15 protein-coding genes and 5 tRNA genes are annotated in these 18,479 nt (G+C 70.4%); 8 read left to right on the top strand and 12 right to left on the bottom strand.

What is annotated here, in order from left to right:
- Positions 1–34 precede the first annotated feature (34 nt).
- Both leuD and leuC read right to left on the bottom strand, forming a co-directional pair.
- Positions 35–628, bottom strand: coding sequence for a 3-isopropylmalate dehydratase small subunit (leuD, locus tag Sri02f_RS16830; protein WP_109002116.1), 594 nt, complete (start codon positions 626–628; stop codon positions 35–37).
- A gap of 6 nt (positions 629–634) precedes the next feature.
- A complete protein-coding gene (leuC, locus tag Sri02f_RS16825) occupies positions 635–2,065 on the bottom strand; it encodes a 3-isopropylmalate dehydratase large subunit (RefSeq protein ID WP_109002115.1) in 1,431 nt (476 codons plus the stop codon).
- Positions 2,066–2,254: 189 nt separating this feature from the next.
- Here leuC and ndgR point away from each other — a divergent pair, with 189 nt between their 5' ends.
- Positions 2,255–2,971, top strand: coding sequence for an IclR family transcriptional regulator NdgR (ndgR, locus tag Sri02f_RS16820; protein ID WP_007384919.1), 717 nt, complete (start codon positions 2,255–2,257; stop codon positions 2,969–2,971).
- Positions 2,972–3,134: 163 nt separating this feature from the next.
- Here the strand turns inward: ndgR and Sri02f_RS16815 are convergent, their stop codons facing one another.
- Positions 3,135–3,629, bottom strand: a complete 495-nt coding sequence (locus Sri02f_RS16815; RefSeq protein ID WP_109002114.1) for a DUF4188 domain-containing protein — start codon at positions 3,627–3,629, stop codon at positions 3,135–3,137.
- Positions 3,630–3,667: 38 nt separating this feature from the next.
- Here Sri02f_RS16815 and Sri02f_RS16810 point away from each other — a divergent pair, with 38 nt between their 5' ends.
- Positions 3,668–4,312, top strand: coding sequence for a MerR family transcriptional regulator (locus Sri02f_RS16810; RefSeq protein ID WP_109002113.1), 645 nt, complete (start codon positions 3,668–3,670; stop codon positions 4,310–4,312).
- 128 nt (positions 4,313–4,440) lie between these two features.
- On the opposite strand, the gene Sri02f_RS16805 is transcribed toward Sri02f_RS16810, so the two are convergent.
- The 6 genes from Sri02f_RS16805 to Sri02f_RS16780 form a co-directional block, all read right to left on the bottom strand.
- A tRNA-Glu gene (locus Sri02f_RS16805) sits at positions 4,441–4,513 on the bottom strand.
- Between the two features lie 28 nt (positions 4,514–4,541).
- Positions 4,542–4,613: transfer RNA gene (locus tag Sri02f_RS16800), tRNA-Gln, on the bottom strand.
- Positions 4,614–4,633: 20 nt separating this feature from the next.
- Positions 4,634–4,706 (bottom strand) — tRNA-Glu (locus tag Sri02f_RS16795).
- 62 nt (positions 4,707–4,768) lie between these two features.
- Positions 4,769–4,841 (bottom strand) — tRNA-Glu (locus tag Sri02f_RS16790).
- Between the two features lie 42 nt (positions 4,842–4,883).
- A tRNA-Gln gene (locus Sri02f_RS16785) sits at positions 4,884–4,955 on the bottom strand.
- Between the two features lie 91 nt (positions 4,956–5,046).
- The gene (locus Sri02f_RS16780; RefSeq protein WP_109002112.1) at positions 5,047–5,781 is read right to left on the bottom strand and encodes an HAD family hydrolase; all 735 of its coding nucleotides are present in this window, start codon (positions 5,779–5,781) and stop codon (positions 5,047–5,049) included.
- A 35-nt stretch (positions 5,782–5,816) separates the two neighbouring features.
- Here Sri02f_RS16780 and Sri02f_RS16775 point away from each other — a divergent pair, with 35 nt between their 5' ends.
- Positions 5,817–6,101, top strand: a complete 285-nt coding sequence (locus Sri02f_RS16775; RefSeq protein ID WP_109002111.1) for a hypothetical protein — start codon at positions 5,817–5,819, stop codon at positions 6,099–6,101.
- Between the two features lie 65 nt (positions 6,102–6,166).
- Here Sri02f_RS16775 and gltX read toward each other — a convergent pair whose 3' ends face one another.
- The 3 genes from gltX to Sri02f_RS16760 all read right to left on the bottom strand — a co-directional run bounded on the left by gltX (position 6,167) and on the right by Sri02f_RS16760 (position 8,836).
- Entirely contained in the window at positions 6,167–7,690 is a 1,524-nt protein-coding gene (gltX, locus tag Sri02f_RS16770) for a glutamate--tRNA ligase (protein WP_109002110.1), read from the bottom strand.
- Positions 7,683–8,468 (bottom strand): fumarylacetoacetate hydrolase family protein, encoded by a 786-nt coding sequence (locus tag Sri02f_RS16765; RefSeq protein ID WP_109002109.1) that lies wholly within the window; start codon positions 8,466–8,468, stop codon positions 7,683–7,685. The genes gltX and Sri02f_RS16765 overlap by 8 nt, the downstream gene beginning before the upstream one ends.
- Positions 8,469–8,647: 179 nt before the next feature.
- The gene (locus Sri02f_RS16760; RefSeq protein WP_167467562.1) at positions 8,648–8,836 is read right to left on the bottom strand and encodes a hypothetical protein; all 189 of its coding nucleotides are present in this window, start codon (positions 8,834–8,836) and stop codon (positions 8,648–8,650) included.
- A 605-nt stretch (positions 8,837–9,441) separates the two neighbouring features.
- Here Sri02f_RS16760 and Sri02f_RS16755 point away from each other — a divergent pair.
- The 5 genes from Sri02f_RS16755 to Sri02f_RS16735 all read left to right on the top strand — a co-directional run bounded on the left by Sri02f_RS16755 (position 9,442) and on the right by Sri02f_RS16735 (position 18,471).
- Positions 9,442–13,212, top strand: a complete 3,771-nt coding sequence (locus tag Sri02f_RS16755) for a sensor histidine kinase (protein WP_109002108.1) — start codon at positions 9,442–9,444, stop codon at positions 13,210–13,212.
- A 9-nt stretch (positions 13,213–13,221) separates the two neighbouring features.
- On the top strand, positions 13,222–13,635 hold the full coding sequence (locus Sri02f_RS16750; RefSeq protein ID WP_003993189.1) for a roadblock/LC7 domain-containing protein: 414 nt from the start codon (positions 13,222–13,224) through the stop codon (positions 13,633–13,635).
- 112 nt (positions 13,636–13,747) lie between these two features.
- Positions 13,748–14,146 carry a DUF742 domain-containing protein gene (locus tag Sri02f_RS16745; RefSeq protein ID WP_009190816.1) on the top strand — a complete coding sequence of 133 codons (399 nt, stop codon included), beginning with the start codon at positions 13,748–13,750 and terminating at the stop codon, positions 14,144–14,146.
- Entirely contained in the window at positions 14,127–14,702 is a 576-nt protein-coding gene (locus Sri02f_RS16740; protein WP_030793795.1) for a GTP-binding protein, read from the top strand. The genes Sri02f_RS16745 and Sri02f_RS16740 overlap by 20 nt, the downstream gene beginning before the upstream one ends.
- A 376-nt stretch (positions 14,703–15,078) precedes the next feature.
- On the top strand, positions 15,079–18,471 hold the full coding sequence (locus tag Sri02f_RS16735; RefSeq protein WP_109002107.1) for a nitrate- and nitrite sensing domain-containing protein: 3,393 nt from the start codon (positions 15,079–15,081) through the stop codon (positions 18,469–18,471).
- The last annotated feature ends 8 nt before the right edge of the window (positions 18,472–18,479 follow it).

Genomic DNA, 18,479 nt, shown 5'->3' with positions numbered 1-18,479 from the left:
ACTCGACCTGCCCGGGGCTTCCCGGGCTCCGGGATCAGACCGGGAGCGTCCTCGGCTTGTACGACGGGCGCTTGGCCTCGTAGGTGGCGATGTCGCCCTCGTTCCGGAGGGTGATGGAGATGTCGTCCAGGCCGTTCAGCAACCGCCAGCGGGAGTTCTCGTCCAGCTCGAAGGAGGCGGTGATCCCCTCGGCGCGCACCTCGCGGGCCTCGAGGTCGACCGTGATCTCGGCCTGCGGGTCCTTCTCGCTGAGGTCCTGCAGCGCCTCCACGATCTTCTGGTCCAGAACGACGGTGAGCAGGCCGTTCTTGAGCGAGTTGCCCCGGAAGATGTCGGCGAAGCGGGAGGAGATCACGGTTTTGAAGCCGTAGTTCTGCAGCGCCCAGACGGCGTGCTCACGGGAGGATCCGGTGCCGAAGTCGGGGCCGGCGACCAGCACGCTCGCGCCCTGCCGCTCGGGGCGGTTGAGGATGAACTCCGCGTCCTTGCGCCAGGCCTCGAACAGCCCGTCCTCGAAACCGTCCCGCGTGACCTTCTTGAGCCAGTGAGCAGGGATGATCTGGTCGGTGTCGACGTTGGAGCGGCGCAGCGGGACGGCCCGCCCGGTGTGCGTGGTGAATGCTTCCATGACTGATCAGACTCCAGCGGGCGTACGGGTCTCGGCGTCGGACAGGTCGGCCGGGGAGGCCAGGTGGCCCAGGACGGCCGTGGCGGCCGCGACCTGCGGCGACACCAGGTGGGTACGGCCGCCCTTGCCCTGCCGCCCCTCGAAGTTGCGGTTGGAGGTGGACGCGGAGCGCTCACCCGGCGCCAGCTGGTCGGGGTTCATGCCGAGACACATCGAGCAGCCCGCGTGCCGCCACTCGGCGCCGGCCTCCTTGAAGACGACGTCCAGACCCTCGGAGACGGCCTGCAGACCGACCCGCGCGGAGCCGGGGACGACCAGCATCCGTACGCCGTCGGCGACTTTGCGGCCCTCGACGATGGCGGCGGCGGCCCGCAGGTCCTCGATGCGGCCGTTGGTGCAGGAACCTACGAAGACGGTGTCCACGTTGATGGAGCGCAGCGGCTGTCCGGCCTCCAACCCCATGTACTCCAGGGCCTTTTCGGCGGCGAGGCGCTCCGAAGCGTCTTCGTACGAAGCGGGGTCGGGGACGTGGGCCGAAAGCGGCGCGCCCTGGCCCGGGTTGGTGCCCCAGGTGACGAACGGCGACAGCGCGGCGGCGTCGATGACGACCTCGGCGTCGAACTCGGCGTCGTCGTCCGTCCTCAGCGTCTTCCAGTACGCGACGGCGGCGTCCCAGTCCTCGCCCTCGGGCGCGTGGGCGCGGCCGGCGAGGTAGGCGAAGGTGGTCTCGTCGGGGGCGATCATGCCCGCGCGGGCGCCGGCCTCGATCGACATGTTGCAGATGGTCATCCGGGCCTCCATCGAGAGCTTCTCGATGGCGGAGCCGCGGTACTCCAGGATGTAGCCCTGGCCGCCGCCGGTGCCGATCTTCGCGATGATCGCCAGGATCAGGTCCTTGGCGGTGACGCCGTCGGGCAGTTCGCCGTCGACCGTGATCGCCATGGTCCTGGGGCGGGCCAGCGGCAGCGTCTGGGTGGCCAGCACGTGCTCGACCTGCGAGGTGCCGATGCCGAACGCCAGCGCGCCGAAGGCGCCGTGCGTGGAGGTGTGCGAGTCGCCGCAGACGACGGTCATCCCGGGCTGCGTCAGACCCAACTGCGGGCCCACGACGTGCACCACGCCCTGCTCGACGTCGCCGAGCGGGTGCAGCCGCACGCCGAACTCGGCGCAGTTCTTGCGCAGCGTCTCCAGCTGCGCGCGCGAGACCGGGTCGGCGATCGGCTTGTCGATGTCGAGGGTCGGGGTGTTGTGGTCCTCGGTCGCGATGGTGAGGTCGAGACGGCGCACGGGGCGGCCGTTCTGGCGGAGGCCGTCGAAGGCCTGGGGGCTGGTCACCTCGTGCAGCAGGTGCAGATCGATGAAGAGGAGGTCGGGCTCGCCCTCGGCGCGCCGGACGACGTGGTCGTCCCAGACCTTCTCCGCGAGTGTCCTACCCATCGCTTTCCCTCCGGCCGGCAAAGGTGCACCGGCCCAACTAGAGATCTTGTGGAGGCGACGCCCTCGCCCCTGTAAGCCGGGCACCCGCCGCCAGGCCCGTTGGTCTGCGGGCCGCCATGTCTCCAAGGGTTGCGCGTCTCACGGAAAATTGAACTTGCGTTTCACAGAGTGAGACGGGAGTATCGTTTCATGGACAACAGTAGCGGCGTCGGCGTCCTGGACAAGGCAGCCCTTGTCCTGAGCGCCCTGGAGTCCGGTCCGGCCACCCTCGCAGGCTTGGTCGCTGCCACCGGACTCGCACGACCCACGGCCCACCGCCTGGCCGTGGCACTGGAACACCACCGTATGGTGGCGCGGGACATGCAGGGACGCTTCATTCTGGGCCCCCGGCTGGCCGAGCTGGCCGCGGCCGCCGGCGAGGACCGCCTGCTGGCCACCGCCGGCCCGGTGCTCACCCACCTGCGCGACATCACGGGCGAGAGCGCGCAGCTCTACCGCCGCCAGGGCGACATGCGCATCTGCGTGGCCGCGGCGGAACGCCTGTCCGGCCTTCGGGACACGGTCCCGGTGGGCTCCACGCTCACGATGAAGGCCGGCTCCTCGGCACAGATCCTCATGGCCTGGGAGGAGCCCGAGCGTCTGCACCGCGGCCTGCAGGGCGCCCGCTTCACGGCGACGGCCCTGTCGGGCGTACGGCGCCGCGGCTGGGCCCAGTCCATCGGCGAGCGCGAGCCGGGCGTCGCCTCGGTGTCGGCTCCCGTGCGCGGCCCCTCCAACCGCGTGGTAGCCGCCGTCTCCGTGTCGGGCCCCATCGAGCGCCTGACCCGCCACCCGGGCCGCATGCACGCCCAAGCCGTCATCGACGCGGCGGCCCGCCTCTCGGAGGCCCTGCGCAGGACCGGCTGACGCCGGGCGGAAGAGCGGGCCTCAACGCCGCGGCACGCTCTTCCCGCACGGCAGGACACAGCCCTCCCGCTCACGCGGACCGCGTCCGGGCGGACCGTGCCTCTGCGCGGCTCCGCCGCGTGGGCGCGACCGGCCACGACGGGCCGGGCGCCCCGCAGGACCCCTAGGGCGCCGACCGGTGGGCGAACCGGTCCTTCGCGTACCGCCCACGTCGCTCCAACGGCACCTGCCCGTGCGCGGCCGCGAGGCCGAAGGCCGGCATGTCCCCGTACACCGCCTCGTACGAGCCCTCGGGCACGACGTACGTCTCGTGCCAGATGCCCACGTGACCGCGGACCTTCCCGCGCCGCTCCAGGCGGTTGATCTTCGCCCACGCCTTGTGGTGGAAGGCGTCGGGCGCGCTCGCGTAGGCGTACAGCTTCTCCTTGGACTCCCAGTACTGGACGACGTAGTACGTCCGGGGCGAGGCGGTCAGCAACACCCGGGAGAGCAGTCCGCGCCCCGGGTCCTTCTTCAGCTCCGCCAGCATGCGCACCATGGCCAGCATGACCGGCGCCCACTGGTGCACGGCCCAGAAGTGGTTGACGCGCATGCCGATCAGCAGGACGACCACGTCTCCCCGGGCGTCCGCGGTGGTACGGGTGGCTTCGACAGACATGCTTGGATAGTGACGCTACCCAAGGAGAGACGCAAGACATGCGACTGGCCGAACTGAGCGAACGCAGCGGTGTGTCCACCGCGACGATCAAGTACTACCTGCGCGAGGGCCTGTTGCCGCCCGGCCGCCAGCTCAACCGGACCACCGCGCAGTACGACGAGGAGCATCTGCGCCGACTGCGGCTGGTGCGCGCGATGATCCAGGTGGGCCGGCTGCCGGTGGCCACGGTCCGCGAGGTGCTCGGCCATGTCGACGACGACTCCCTGGGCCGCACGATCCGGCTCGGCGCGGCCCTGTGGGCACTGCCCCAGGTCCCCGAGCCGGACGCGGACGACGAGTACGTGCGCGCCGCGCATCTGGAGGCGGACGACCTGCTGGGGACGCTGGGCTGGACGAACGCCCGGCTGCTGACGTCCCTCTCCCCCGCCTACCGTTCGCTGGTGGTGTCGGTGGCGGCGCTGCGGCGGCTCGGCTACGAGTGGGACGCCGAACTCCTCGTGTCCTACGCCCGGTTGATGCACCGGGCCGCCTCGCTCGACCTCGACTTCGTGGAGACGCAGGAGTCGGAGGCGGAGCGGATCGAGACGGCGGTGCTCGGCGCGATCCTCCTCGAACCGATGCTGCAGGCGCTGCACCGGCTGGCCCAGGAGGAGGAGTCGGCCCGGCGGTACGGCTTCGAGTGAGCGCGCGGCCCCGGCCGGCCGGTAGGGGAACCGGCGTGGGGAGCCGGAGTGGGAAGGGACAGGAGCGGGGACGCGGGAGCGGACACGACGAAGGCCCCCCACCGAAGTGGAGGGCCTTGCCTGCTGTGTACCCCCGACCGGATTCGAACCGGCGCTACCGCCTTGAGAGGGCGGCGTGCTAGGCCGCTACACAACGGGGGCGAGGATCTTGCGTTTCCGCAGATCCGAGCTGGTCTACCAGGACTCGAACCTAGACTAACTGAACCAGAATCAGTCGTGCTGCCAATTACACCATAGACCAATGTGGTTTAGACCAGTTCGTACCCCCGACCGGATTCGAACCGGCGCTACCGCCTTGAGAGGGCGGCGTGCTAGGCCGCTACACAACGGGGGCCCTAGCGATCCTGCATCGAGGTGAGCGGGAGCTACCCGAACTCCCCCCGCGGGAAGGATCTGTACCCCCGACCGGATTCGAACCGGCGCTACCGCCTTGAGAGGGCGGCGTGCTAGGCCGCTACACAACGGGGGCGTTGTGGAGATGATCTCCACGTGCGCAGATGAGCTCTGCGAGCTGGCCTACCTGGACTCGAACCAAGACTAACTGAACCAGAATCAGTCGTGCTGCCAATTACACCATAGGCCACTGGAACGCAAGCCCCGATGGGGATCTCGTCCTAGTTTCGCTCCTCCGGTTCCGGCCTTTCGGCCCGCTCTCCGGCGGCGCAGGAAGAACATTACCTGAAGGTGGACTGCGCTCCAAAACGGGTATCCGAGCCGAGCAGCGCGGGAAGTTCGGCGAGGCTGACGATGCGGTGCCGGCCGGACGGGAGCTCGACGGTGGCCCCGCCTCCGTAGCGGTCGATCCACACCGAGAGCAGCCCGGCGTCGGCGGCGCCCCGTCCGTCGATCTCCGGATGGTCGCCGACGTAGGCCACCTGATGCGGGGGCAGGGAGAGCGCCTCGCAGGCCGCCAGGAAGGCGCCGGCCTCCGGCTTGGAGACGCCGAGCTCCGCGGCGCACAGGATGACCTCGAAGCGGTCGTGGACGCCGAGGACGCGCAGCTTGTGGTCCTGGACATGGATGCTGGAGTTCGACAGCACGGCGTGGCGGTGACTGGCGGCGAGGGCGTCGAGCACGGGCAGGACGTCGGGGAACAGCGACCAGGCGGCCTCGTAGTGCGCGATGTACCGACGGAACCAGGCGTCCGCCTCCGCGTCGGTGAGCTCCGGCCGCTCCAGGAACGCCCGTACCCGGTCGCGGCGCTGGTCCTCGAAGGTCATCCCGCCCGCGGAGAACCGCGCCCACTGCTCGTCGGTCACCTCCCGCCAGCGTGCGAGGGCCTCGTCGGCGGTGCCGAACCGGCCCAGCAGCCGCTCGGTGGTGAGGTACGACCGCATGCCCTCGCGGTCGGCGGTCGTGTAGTCGAAAAGGGTGTCGTCGACGTCCCAGACCACGGCACGAATGCTCATGCCCCGACGGTATCGCGGGCTGGCACACTGAGGACATGAGCGAGTACCGAGTCCAGTTCACCGTCGAGGCCCGGGCGGCCTACGACGGTCTGCCGAGCGAGCGACGGGCGCAGTTGGACATGGCCGTGCGGGTACTGGCGCGCGATCCCTTCCGAAAGGTCTCCACCGCGCAGCTCGGTCCCGACGAGCACCTGCGCAAGGCGTACGTCGCCCCGGGCGTCATGGTGGAGTACGTGGTGGCGGCGGCCGTACTGGTCGTCGTCGTGCTCGAGATCTTCGACGAGTTCGCCTATCTGATCGACGAGAGCGACGCCGTCTGAGACGAACGCGTGAGGGGCGGCTCCCGCCGGAGGTCCGGGAGCCGCCCCTCACGCGCGTCCCGGCGTTACGCCGCGAGCTTCGCCAGGGCCGCGTCGATGCGGGCCAGCGTCCTGTCCTTGCCCAGGATCTCCAGGGACTCGAAGAGCGGCAGGCCGACGGTGCGGCCGGTGACGGCGACGCGGACGGGGGCCTGGGCCTTGCCGAGCTTGAGGCCGTGGGTCTCGCCCGCGGCCAGGACGGCCTCCTTCAGGGACTCGGCCGAGCTCCAGTCCGCCGACTCCAGCTTCTCCCTCGCCGTGGCCAGCAGGGCGTCGCTGCCCTCCTTCATCGCCTTCGTCCAGGACGCCTCGTCGAAGACCGGCTCCGGCAGGAAGAGGAAGTCGACGTTGTCGGTGATCTCGGAGAGGACCTTCAGCCGGGTCTGGGCGTGCGGGGCGATCGCCTGCCACTTCGCCTCGTCGAAGTCCTCCGGCGCCCAGGGGGCGACCGGGGCCTTCAGCCAGGGGGCGCAGCGCTCGGTGAAGTCCTTCACGTCCAGCAGGCGGATGTGGTCGGCGTTGATCGCCTCGCACTTCTTCAGGTCGAAGCGCGCCGGGTTGGGGTTGACGTCGGCGATGTCGAAGGCCGCGACCATCTCGTCCATCGTGAAGATGTCCTGGTCGGCCGAGAGCGACCAGCCCAGGAGGGAGAGGTAGTTGAGCAGGCCCTCGGGCAGGAAGCCGCGCTCGCGGTAGAGGTTGAGCGAGGCCTGCGGGTCCCGCTTGGACAGCTTCTTGTTGCCCTCGCCCATCACGTACGGCAGGTGGCCGAAGGCGGGCACGGACTTGGCGATGCCCAGCTCGGTCAGCGCCTTGTACAGGGCGATCTGCCGGGGGGTGGAGGACAGCAGGTCCTCGCCGCGCAGGACGTGCGTGATCTCCATCAGCGCGTCGTCCACCGGGTTGACCAGCGTGTACAGCGGGGCGCCGTTCGCGCGGACGATGCCGTAGTCGGGGACGTTCTCCGGGGTGAACGTCAGCTCGCCGCGGACCAGGTCCGTGAACGTGATCGTCTCGTCGGGCATGCGGAAGCGGACGATGGGGGTACGGCCCTGGGCCGTGTACTCCTCGACCTGCTCGGCGCTCAGGTCACGGCAGTGGCCGTCGTAGCCGGACGGCTTGCCGGCGGCGCGGGCGGCCTCGCGGCGGGTGTCCAGCTCCTCCTGGGAACAGTAGCAGCGGTACGCGTGACCGGCGTCCAGAAGCTTGTGGGCGACGTCCTTGTAGAGGTCCATGCGCTGCGACTGGCGGTAGGGCGCGTGCGGGCCGCCGACCTCGGGGCCCTCGTCCCAGTCGAAGCCCAGCCAGCGCATCGAGTCCAGCAGCTGTGCGTACGACTCCTCGGAGTCGCGGGCCGCGTCGGTGTCCTCGATGCGGAAGACCAGCGTGCCCTGGTGGTGCTTGGCGAACGCCCAGTTGAACAGGGCGGTGCGGACCAGGCCCACATGGGGGTTACCGGTGGGCGAGGGGCAGAAACGGACGCGCGGGGGTACCCCCTGTCCGAGCGGAGTCGAGGACTTGGGGGAGGGTGAGCCGGGTGCGCTAGCCACGCTTGACAACCTTGTTGGTGAGAGTGCCGATGCCTTCGATGGTGACGGCGACCTCGTCGCCGACGACCAGGGGGCCTACCCCTGCGGGGGTGCCCGTGAGGATCACGTCGCCGGGGAGCAGCGTCATGGCCTCGGTGATGTTGACGATCAGATCCTCGATGGTGTGGATCATCTCGCTGGTGCGGCCGAGCTGCCGCTGGGCGCCGTTGACCGTGAGCTGGACGGTGAGGTCGCTCGCGGTCTTCAGGTCCAGGCCGGTCTCCACCCAGGGGCCCAGCGGGCAGGAGGTGTCGAAGCCCTTGGCCCGGGCCCACTGCTTCTCGCGCTTCTGCACGTCGCGGGCGGTGACGTCGTTGGCGCAGGTGTAGCCGAAGATCACGTCCTTGACGCGTTCACGGGGGACCTCGCGGCACAGCCGGCCGATGACCACGGCGAGCTCGGCCTCGTGGTGGACCTCCGCGGAGAAGGACGGGTACTGGATGGCGTCGCCGTCGCCGATCACCGACGTGGACGGCTTGAAGAAGGCGAACGGGGCGTCCGGGACCTCGTTGCCCAGCTCGCGCGCGTGTGCGGCGTAGTTGCGGCCGAAGGCCACGACCTTGTTGGGCAGCACGGGCGGGAGCAGCCGGACCTTGCTCAGCGGCACCTTGGTACCGGAGAGCTCGAAGTCCGTGAACGGGATGCCCTTGATGATGTCGAGGACGAGCTCGTCCGGCTTGTCGCCCTCGACCGCGCCGAAGGCGACGTTCCCGTCGATGGAGAACCTGGCGATGCGCACGGGTTGGTTGGCCCCTTGACTGAGCTGGCTGGAGTGTGACGCTCCAGGCTAACGCGGAAGGGCGTCCCCGGCCGGGGACGCCCTTGACATCGGTGAACGGTCGCCTTGAGCATTCGGCGGCCGGTGTCCGTATCCCTCCACGAAGATCGGTGAGGATCGTGTGGAGCCACGGGGTGGGTCTACTGCGCGACGGAGGCCGCGACCGGGATCTCCATGAGGATGGTGCGCTTGGGGTTGGCAGTCTGGGCCGGGAGGTCGACGGAGTGCTCCGGCTGCTCGGGGAGCTGCAGTTCGTCGGCGTCCGCGAGGTGCGCCAGCGTCGTGCGCCTCGGGTTGGCGATCTTGTGGAACATCGTCGTCGTCTTCACTGTTGTCGTCGACCCTGTCGTTTCCGGGCGCCGGAAAGGGCCCTCGAGGGCCCCCGCGCAGGCGCGGCTTGTCGGATGTGCCATCCCTGTAAAACGTCAGGCTAAACACGCGAATCCCGGTGAACGCGTGAAGGTCACATGATCGGCGTGTGAGTTTGCTCACGAATGCATGGGCAAAAGGGTCAATCCAGACCCTCAACCGACCGCAACGAAACGGACATTGACCACCTGAAGCCCATATTCCGCTCCTGATCATGGCGACTGGGACACCACCCGCGCCCTGGGGCTTCGCCCGCTTATGTCCGCCTTATACGGGATCGGCTTCTACATCCCGTAACCTGACCCTCACTTCGTGTCACGGATGTCACAGCCTGGCCAACGGGCCTTGTTGGAGATCCTGCACTGTGCTGGAATTCCTCGGACCGCCGCGGGATCGAGCCGGCGCACAGAGGGCGCGTCAGAGCGCCCGGTGGCGGCGAGGTCAGGGGGAGCCGGCGCCGGTACTCACGACCATCCGGGGGGCGTAATTCAGGACGCCCCTCCCCACGCCGACACCGTCCTTCCGTTCACGCGGAGGGGCGCCTGGTCCAGAGGTTGCGACGCTAGTGCAGGGACGTTTCAAGAGGGATGGCAGCGCTTCGGCCGAGCCGGAGCCGCACGGCGGGACTGGCCCGATGGCAGTCGGCTCCTCGCCCCAGCACGCCCAGAACCCGGGCCCGGCCGCGTCCGGCGACGGCGGTGAGCGCCCCGGGCGCCCCGGCGCGTCCGCGTCGCCGAGTTCTCCTCCTCCGACTCCGACGGTCAAGCCGCCGGCCGGTCCCCCCGGTCCCGGTTCGCGCGTGGCGCTGCGCAACTGGCGCATCTCCACGCGTCTGGTGGCGCTGCTGACCCTGCCGGTGGTCGCGGCCACCACGCTGGGCGCGGTCCGCATCAACCAGTCCATGGACGACATCAAGCAGCTCGACAACATGAAGCTGCTGACGGACATGACCAAGCAGGCCACCGAGCTGGCCGTGCAGCTGCAGAACGAGCGCGACCGCTCGGCCGGCCCGCTGGCGCACGGCGTCAAGGCCACCGAGTTCGGGATCAAGGGCTACCGGGACAAGACCGACAAGGCGCTCGTCGCCTTCCAGGACGCCTCGGAAGAGATCGACACCGCCAGCACGGACGGCAACCTGCAGGGTGTCCGCGACAGCCTCGTGGGTCTCCTCAGCGACCTCGGCAACCTCGCCAAGATCCGCAACACGGCGTACACGGAGAAGAACAACTCCACCCAGACGGTCGAGGCGTACCACCGTCTGATCACCAGCCTGCTCGACCTGTCCCAGGACATGGCGCAGGCCACGAGCAACCCGGAGATGATCCAGCGCACGCGTGCGCTGGCCGCCTTCTCCGCCGCCAAGGAGTACGCCTCGGTCCAGCGCGCCGTCCTCGCGGCCGCGCTGCCGAAGAGCAACTCCGTCTACGGCCAGATCTCCGAGAACGACCGGCAGTACGCCGAAGCCGCGCTCGAGAACCAGGACTCCGAGCTCGCGAGCTTCCGCAGCATCTACGGCGGCGACGGCGCCGAGGAACTGCTGAAGCCCGTCGAGCAGGGCAACCCGGTCATCGAGGAAGCCAACACCTACGCCACCCGCGCGCTCAGCTCCGCGACCGGTCTGCAGTCCCTGGACAAGCGGTCGTACCAGGACTGGATCGACGACAGCACGACCAAGATCGCGCAGATGAACAACATCGAGCACACGCTGCTCGAGGACATGGAGCAGAAGGCGCGTGAGCTGCGCGCCGCGTCCGAGCGCGAGGCGATCATCTCCGGTGCGCTCATCCTGCTCGTGCTGGGCGTGTCGCTGGTCGGCGCGTTCGTCGTCGCCCGGTCCATGATCCGCTCGCTGCGCCGTCTGCAGGAGACCGCCACCAAGGTCGCCCAGGACCGGCTGCCCGAGCTGGTCAAGCAGCTGTCCGAGTCCGACCCGCAGGACGTCGACACGTCCGTGGAGTCGGTCGGTGTGCACTCCCGGGACGAGATCGGCCAGGTGGCCGCGGCCTTCGACGACGTGCACCGCGAGGCCGTCCGCCTCGCCGCCGAGCAGGCCCTGCTGCGGGGCAACGTCAACGCGATGTTCACCAACCTCTCGCGCCGCTCCCAGGGCCTCATCCAGCGTCAGCTCTCGCTCATCTCCGAACTGGAGTCCCGCGAGGCCGACCCGGACCAGCTGTCCTCGCTCTTCAAGCTCGACCACCTCGCGACCCGCATGCGCCGTAACGGTGAGAACCTCCTCGTCCTCGCCGGTGAGGAGCCCGGCCGACGCTGGACCCGTCCGGTCCCGCTGGTCGACGTCCTGCGCGCCGCCGCCTCCGAGGTGGAGCAGTACGAGCGCATCGAGCTGTCCTCCGTGCCGACCACCGAAGTGGCCGGCCGGGTCGTCAACGACCTCGTGCACCTGCTCGCCGAGCTGCTGGAGAACGCCACGTCGTTCTCCTCCCCGCAGACCAAGGTCAAGGTCACCGGTCACGCGCTGCCCGACGGGCGGGTGCTGATCGAGATCCACGACACCGGCATCGGCCTGTCCCCCGAGGACCTCGCCGCGATCAACGAGCGGCTCGCCTCGCCGCCGACCGTGGACGTGTCGGTCTCCCGGCGCATGGGTCTGTTCGTGGTCGGCCGGCTGTCGCAGCGCCACGGCATCCGCATCCAGCTGCGCCCCTCCGACTCCGGTGGCACGACCGCGCTGGTCATGCTGCCCGTGGACGTCGCCCAGGGCGGCAAGAAGCCCCAGCCCAAGCCCGGCCAGGGCGGCGTCGCCGGCGGTCCCGCCGCCGCGCAGGCCGCCGCCGGCGTCGCCGCCGCGCGGCGCCAGAACGGCTCGCAGGGCGGCGCCCTCGGCGCGGGCGCCCCGAACGGCGGCGCTCCCGGCGCCGGTTCCGGCGGGGGCGGCCGGCTCGCCGGCGGCCAGGGTCCCCGGGCCGCGCTGCCCGGCCGTGACGGCGGTGCCCGTCCCGGCGGTCAGCCGCCGCGCGGACCGCAGCAGCCTCCGCTCTCCCCCCAGCAGGGCCGCCCTGCTCCGGCCGGCGCCGGCTTCGGCGGCCAGGCGCCGGGCGCACCGCAGGGCCTGCAGGCCGCGGGCGCGGGTGCGCCGGGCACGGACATGTTCGGCGGCGGACGTCCGCCGCAGCAGCGGGGCGCCAAGAACGAGCAGGGCGGCCGCGGCCGTCAGCCGCAGCTGCCCCCGCGCGGGGGTCCGCGCGCCGAGCTGCCCGGCGGCAACCCGCAGCCGCGCGTGACCAGCTGGGGCGACGAGAACGCCCAGCCGCCGGTGCCGCGCACCCCGCTGGACGCCCCGCGCGGCCACGAGGAGCCGGACGTCGCCCAGACCTCGCGCATGCCGCGCATCGACGACCGCCAGGGTCCCGGCGCGACCGCCGAGATACCGGCGATCCCGCGGATGGACGAGCGCCAGGGTCCGGCGGGCCCCGCCGACTTCGGCCGCCCGGTGGCGAACGGTCTGCACGGCACGGGCCAGTTCCCGGCCGTGGGCAGCCCGCAGGGCGGCTACGACGGACGGCAGGACACGGGCCAGCTCCAGCGCCCGGGGCTGAACGGCGTCAACGGGCGGCAGGACACCGGCCAGTTCGAGCGGCCCGGCACGACCGGCCGTCCGGACGACAACGGCTTCACCCGCTCCGACGTCTTCGGCGCCGCGGGCGGGCAGAACGCTCCGGCGAACCCGAACCAGTTCGCTCCGCAGGCCTACGACAACGGCTCCACCGGCCAGTTCGCCGCTCCCGGCTACGACGGCTCCGCCACCGGGCAGCACGCGCTGCCCGGCCGCCAGGACCCCTCGGCCGCAGGCCGGTTCGCCACTCCTCAGCCCAACGGCTACGGTGCGCCGGCCCAGCCGGAGGCGCTGCCGCCGGCGGGCCCGGGCGACGGCCGCACTCCGCTGTACGACACGTTGGAGACCAACTGGTTCCACGGTCAGCAGGCGGGCGCTGCGGCTCCGGAGCCGCAGCAGCACGACCAGCAGTCCCAGCAGTCCCAGCAGGCTCCGGCCGCTCCTCAGCGTCCCGCTGCCGCCAGTGCCTCCTGGCGCACCTCGCCGAACGACGAACTCGTCCGGCAGGCCGAGCGCGTCAGGCAGCCGGCCGCGGGCGGCGTCACCACCTCCGGTCTGCCGCGCCGGGTACCCCGGGCGAACCTCGTCCCGGGCACGGCTCAGCAGCAACAGCACCAAAGCGGTCCGCAGGTCTCCCGTGCGCCTGACGACGTACGCGGCCGGCTGACCAATCTCCGTCGGGGCATCGCACAGGGTCGGCAGGCCGGCAACGGCCCGCAGACCGGCAGCTTCCCCAGCCCCACTCACCAGCAGGAGCGTTAGTTGAGCCAGATGAGCCAGGCAGCACAGAACCTGAACTGGTTGATCACCAACTTCGTGGACAACACCCCTGGGGTGTCCCACACCGTCGTGGTGTCCGCCGACGGGCTCCTGCTCGCCATGTCCGAGGGTTTCCCGCGCGACCGTGCCGACCAGCTGGCGGCCGTCGCGTCGGGACTCACCTCGCTGACCGCGGGCGCGTCCCGGATCTTCGAGGGCGGCAGCGTCGCGCAGACGGTCGTCGAGATGGAGCGAGGATTCCTCTTCCTCATGTCCGTCTCGGACGGCTCGTCGCTCGCCGTGCTCGCGCACCCCGAGTGCGACATCGGCCTCGTCGGCTACGAGATGGCGCTCCTTGTCGACCGTGCGGGGGCGGTGCTCACGCCCGACCTGCGCGCCGAGCTCCAGGGCAGTCTGCTCCACTGACCCGCCCTCGTACCACCCACCTCACGAAATCACCGTCCGGCCGACACAATCCCCCCACCGGCCCTGACGGACGGCACGACAATCCGAGAATGCTGTCCCGCCCGGAGGATCCATGACCCCGCCCACCGCCCATCATGACCCGTACGCGGAGCCGTACGGGGATGAGGGCGACCAGCCGCTGGTGCGTCCGTACGCGATGACCGGTGGCCGGACCCGGCCGCGTTATCAGCTCGCCATCGAGGCGCTGATCAGCACCACGGCCGACCCGGCAGCGCTCATGGGGCTGCTTCCCGAGCACCAGCGCATCTGCCACCTGTGCCGTGAGGTGAAGTCGGTCGCCGAGGTCTCGGCGTTGCTGGCCATGCCGCTGGGTGTGGCACGGATCCTCGTCGCGGACCTCGCCGAGGCCGGCCTGGTGGCCATCCACCAGCCGGGCGGCGACGAGAACAACGGCGGCGCACCTGACGTGACGCTGCTCGAAAGGGTGCTCAGTGGACTTCGCAAGCTCTGACGGAGGGCGGGCCACCACCTCCGCGAAGATCGTGGTGGCGGGCGGCTTCGGCGTGGGCAAGACCACGTTCGTGGGCGCCGTCTCCGAGATCAACCCGCTGCGCACGGAGGCCGTGATGACGTCCGCGAGCGCGGGCATCGACGACCTCACCCACACCGGGGACAAGACCACCACCACGGTGGCCATGGACTTCGGCCGTATCACGCTCGACCAGGACCTGATCCTCTACCTGTTCGGCACGCCGGGCCAGGACCGGTTCTGGTTCATGTGGGACGACCTGGTGCGCGGCGCCATCGGCGCCGTGGTGCTGGTGGACACGCGGCGGCTGGCCGACTGCTTCCCCGCGGTCGACTACTTCGAGAACAGCGGTCTGCCGTTCGTCGTCGCCCTGAACGGCTTCGACGGTCAGCAGCCCTACCAGCCCGAAGAGGTGCGCGAGGCGCTGCAGATCGGCCCGGACACCCCGATCATCACGACGGACGCCCGGCATCGTTCGGACGCCAAGAGCGCGCTGATCACCCTGGTCGAGCACGCGCTCATGGCACGACTGCGGTAACTTTCAATATCGCCGTGCCCTACGGCAGTTGTCGTAGACGCTTCGGAGCCGGCTGTGGCCTTTGACACGGTCGGCTCCGGTGTTCATAACGTTTCGGCAGTGGAATCGGCGGACACCGCCACGCGTCGCGGTCGCTCGGTCTCACTGCGCGCACGAAGGCCCCGTCTTTTGACGGGGCTCGTTCTGTTTGACCGTTTTATCTGGGGTTTACATCACGTCGAACCCACTCTTTCCCATGTTTGGAAGAGGACTGGTCGTCGTGCTGGAATGCCTGAACTGCCCAATAGTCAATGACGTACTGATGGTCGATGGCTGACCGGGCTCTGAGACACTGCGGCACGACGAAGGTGCCGACCGCCGAGAGGTTGTTGGTCGAGTGAGGCGAAGCAAGAAAAGTCCCGAGCCGGCGGCGCGGGGCAACTTCACCCCGCCGCCGCGCGGAGCGGCGACCGCCCCTGCGCCCGGCTCGGAGCCGACGGCCGCGCCCGCGAAGAGCGGCGGCCGTCTCTCCCCGCGCAACTGGCGCGTGCCGACCCGGCTGAACGCGATTCTGCTCATACCCGTGGTGGTCGGCCTGGTCATGGGCGGCTTCCAGGTGAAGAGCTCGATCGACACCTGGCAGGAGGCAGAGGACGCGGAGAGCACCGCGCGTCTGGTGCGGGCCTCGCTGAGCTACGGCGACGCCCTGTACAAGGAACGCGACGTCTCCGCCGCTCCCCTGCTCGCCGGCAAGAAGGACGACCCCACGGTCACGGCGTCCCGCAAGGCCACCGACGCCGCCGCCGACGCCTTCGACGCAGCCGCGCAGAACATGCCGGCCAAGCCCGGCCTGGAGCGCAGGCTGAAGCTGTTCCGCGCCACCGAGACCAAGCTGCCGGCGCTGCGCGCGGCCGCCTATACCTCCAAGCTCACCGGCGTGCAGACCGAAGAGGGCTACACCCAGGTCGCGCACCCGCTGATGGAGTTCTCCAACGAGCTCGGCCTGGGCACCGGAAACATCACCTCCTACGGCCGTACCGTCTACGCCATCTCGCTGACCAAGGCCGCGCTCTCCCTGGAGCGCTCGATCGGCATGCATCTGCTGATCAAGCCGGGCCCGCAGGACACGGACTTCGCCAAGCAGAAGGTCTCCCTCTCCTCGTACGCCTACCTCGAGGGCATCGCCGTCGAGGAGTACATCGGCGGCGGCACCGAGGCCGACGCCAAGCGGCTGGACGACGCCTCGGCGAAGATCAAGAGCGACGGCGCCGCGCTGGCCGCCGAGCAGAAGCAGAAGGACCCCGACTACGTTCCGCCGCCGTCCGACCCGACCACCATGGTCGGCGCGATCTCCACGATGGAGACCAAGTCGGGCGCCGAGCGCGCCGGTCTCGCCGAGAAGGGCATCAGCAAGGAGAACTGGTGGGCGGTCACCACGCTGAAGTACGACGCCTACCGGCAGATCGAGTCGGACATGGCCGACAAGGCCGTGACCGAGGCCTCGGACATCGCGGCTGACGCCAAGACGTCCGCGATCATCACCGGCGCCGCGGTCGTCGTCGCCCTGCTCCTGGCGTTCATCCTCGCCGGCGCCGTGGCCCGTCAGATGAGCCGCGCGATGCGCCAGCTGCGCAACGCCGCCTTCGGCATCGCCGAACAGCGGCTGCCGATGCTGGTCGACCAGCTCTCGCGCACCGACCCCGGGCGCGTGGACACCCGCGTGCAGGCCATCCCGATCACCACCACGGACGAGATCGGCGAGGTCGCCCGCGCCTTCGACCAGGTCCACCGCGAGGCCGTCCGGCTCGCCGCCGAGCAGGCGCTGCTGCGGGGCAACATCAACGCGATCTTCACCAACCTCTCGCGCCGCAACCAGTCGCTGATCGAGGGCCAGCTGACCCTGATCACCGACCTGGAGAACAACGAGGCCGATCCGGACCAGCTGGAGAACCTCTTCCGCCTGGACCACCTCGCGACCCGTATGCGCCGCAACGGCGAGAACCTCCTGGTCCTCGCCGGCGAGGAGCCGGGCCGCCGCTGGGACCAGCCGGTTCCGCTGGTCGACGTGCTGCGCGCGGCCTCCTCCGAGGTGGAGCAGTACGAGCGCATCGAGCTGTCGGGCGTCCCGGAGGCCGAGATCCACGGCCGCGCCGTGACCGACCTCGTGCACCTGCTCGCCGAGCTTCTGGAGAACGCCACCACGTTCTCCTCCCCGCAGACCAAGGTCCGCGTGACCGCCACCCGGCTGCCCGACGGCAGGGTCATGATCGAGATCCACGACAAGGGCATCGGCCTGACCGCCGAGGACTTCGCGGACATCAACCACAAGCTGGCCAACCCGCCGACGGTGGACGCCGCGATCTCGCAGCGCATGGGCCTGTTCGTGGTCGGCCGACTGTCCGACCGGCACGGCATCCGCGTCCAGCTGCGTCCCTCGGGCGAGCAGGCCGGCACCACCTCGCTGGTCATGCTGCCGGACGCCATCACCCACGGTGGCGGCGGCGAGCAGCAGCAGTCGCGCGACGACTTCACGGTCTCGCAGATCATCCCCGAGCAGCAGCAGAACTTCGGCGGCGAGGACTTCAACACCGGTCTGCCGATGCGCACGGCCGCCGAGCTGGGCTTCGACGACAGCCGCTACGAGGTCCCCGACGACATCCGCGAGCTGGACCCGGTGGGCCGCTCCCTGCTGCGCGAGGAACGGCGTGCGGCGCTGGAGACCCAGCCGGACCAGCACGGTCAGCAGCACGGCCAGAACGGTCAGCAGCAAGGCCAGAACGGTCAGCAGCAGGGCCAGCAGTCCGGCCAGCACGGCCAGCAGCAGCCGGCGCAGACCCCCTCCTACGGCGAGGGCTTCGACGCCGAACGCCGGCCGGAGTACGACGCCGGGCAGAACGGCTACGACCCCGCGCAGAACGGCGCCCAGAACGGCTACGACGCCAATGCCACCGGCTATGCCGACCGGCCCGGGACGTTCGACCAGCAGACGGCGTACGAGGAGCAGCAGCGCCCGGCGTACGACGACCAGTACTTCGGTCAGAACGGCGGCCTGCCGCAGAACGACGCGTTCTCCACGAACGGCGGGCTGCCGCAGAGCGACGCCTTCACGTCGAACGGCGGCTACCCGGACCCCGCGTATGCGGAGCCCGTTCAGGAGGAGCGGCCGGCGGCCCCCGCCGGGACCTCCGAGGGCTTCCGGCCCTACGAGGAGCAGCAGCCCTACCAGGACGACTGGCCCCAGCAGAACGGTCACACGAACGGTTACCAGAACGGCTACCCGGACCAGTACGCTCCGGAAGCGGAATCCGTGCAGGCCGCTGACGCGGGCGAGCAGAACCGCGTAGGCTTCGACCGTCCGGGACCGGCCCCCTCCGCCCCCCACGCGCTGACCGAAGCCGGTCTGCCTCGCCGCGGATCCCCCGCAAGCGCTGCGAACGGCACTCGGCCCGCGAAGCAGGACGCGTCGGCCTCCTCCTCCGAGAGCGGCGGCAGCGACGTCTGGCGGTCGGCGAACGACGAGCGCTGGCACCAGGCCTCCGCTCTGAAGAAGCCCAAGGCGGGCGGGGTCACCTCCTCCGGCCTGCCGCGCCGGGTGCCCAAGGCCAACCTGGTCGAGGGCGCCGCCGAGAACACCCCCCAGGGCGGCCCACAGGTCTCCCGCGCCCCGGAGGACGTCCGAGGCAGGTTGAGCAACCTGCGACGGGGCGTCGAGCGCGGGCGCAACGCAGGCAGCAGTGAAACGAACGGCCAGGGCCTCGGTCCTGACAGCACCTACAACCAGGAGCGTTAGTGTGAGCC

The sequence above is a fragment of the Streptomyces rishiriensis genome (assembly GCF_003112535.1).
Lineage (GTDB): Bacteria > Actinomycetota > Actinomycetes > Streptomycetales > Streptomycetaceae > Streptomyces > Streptomyces rishiriensis.
The sequence above is the reverse complement of the archived record's forward strand: the minus strand, read 5'-3'. Positions and strand labels throughout refer to the sequence as shown.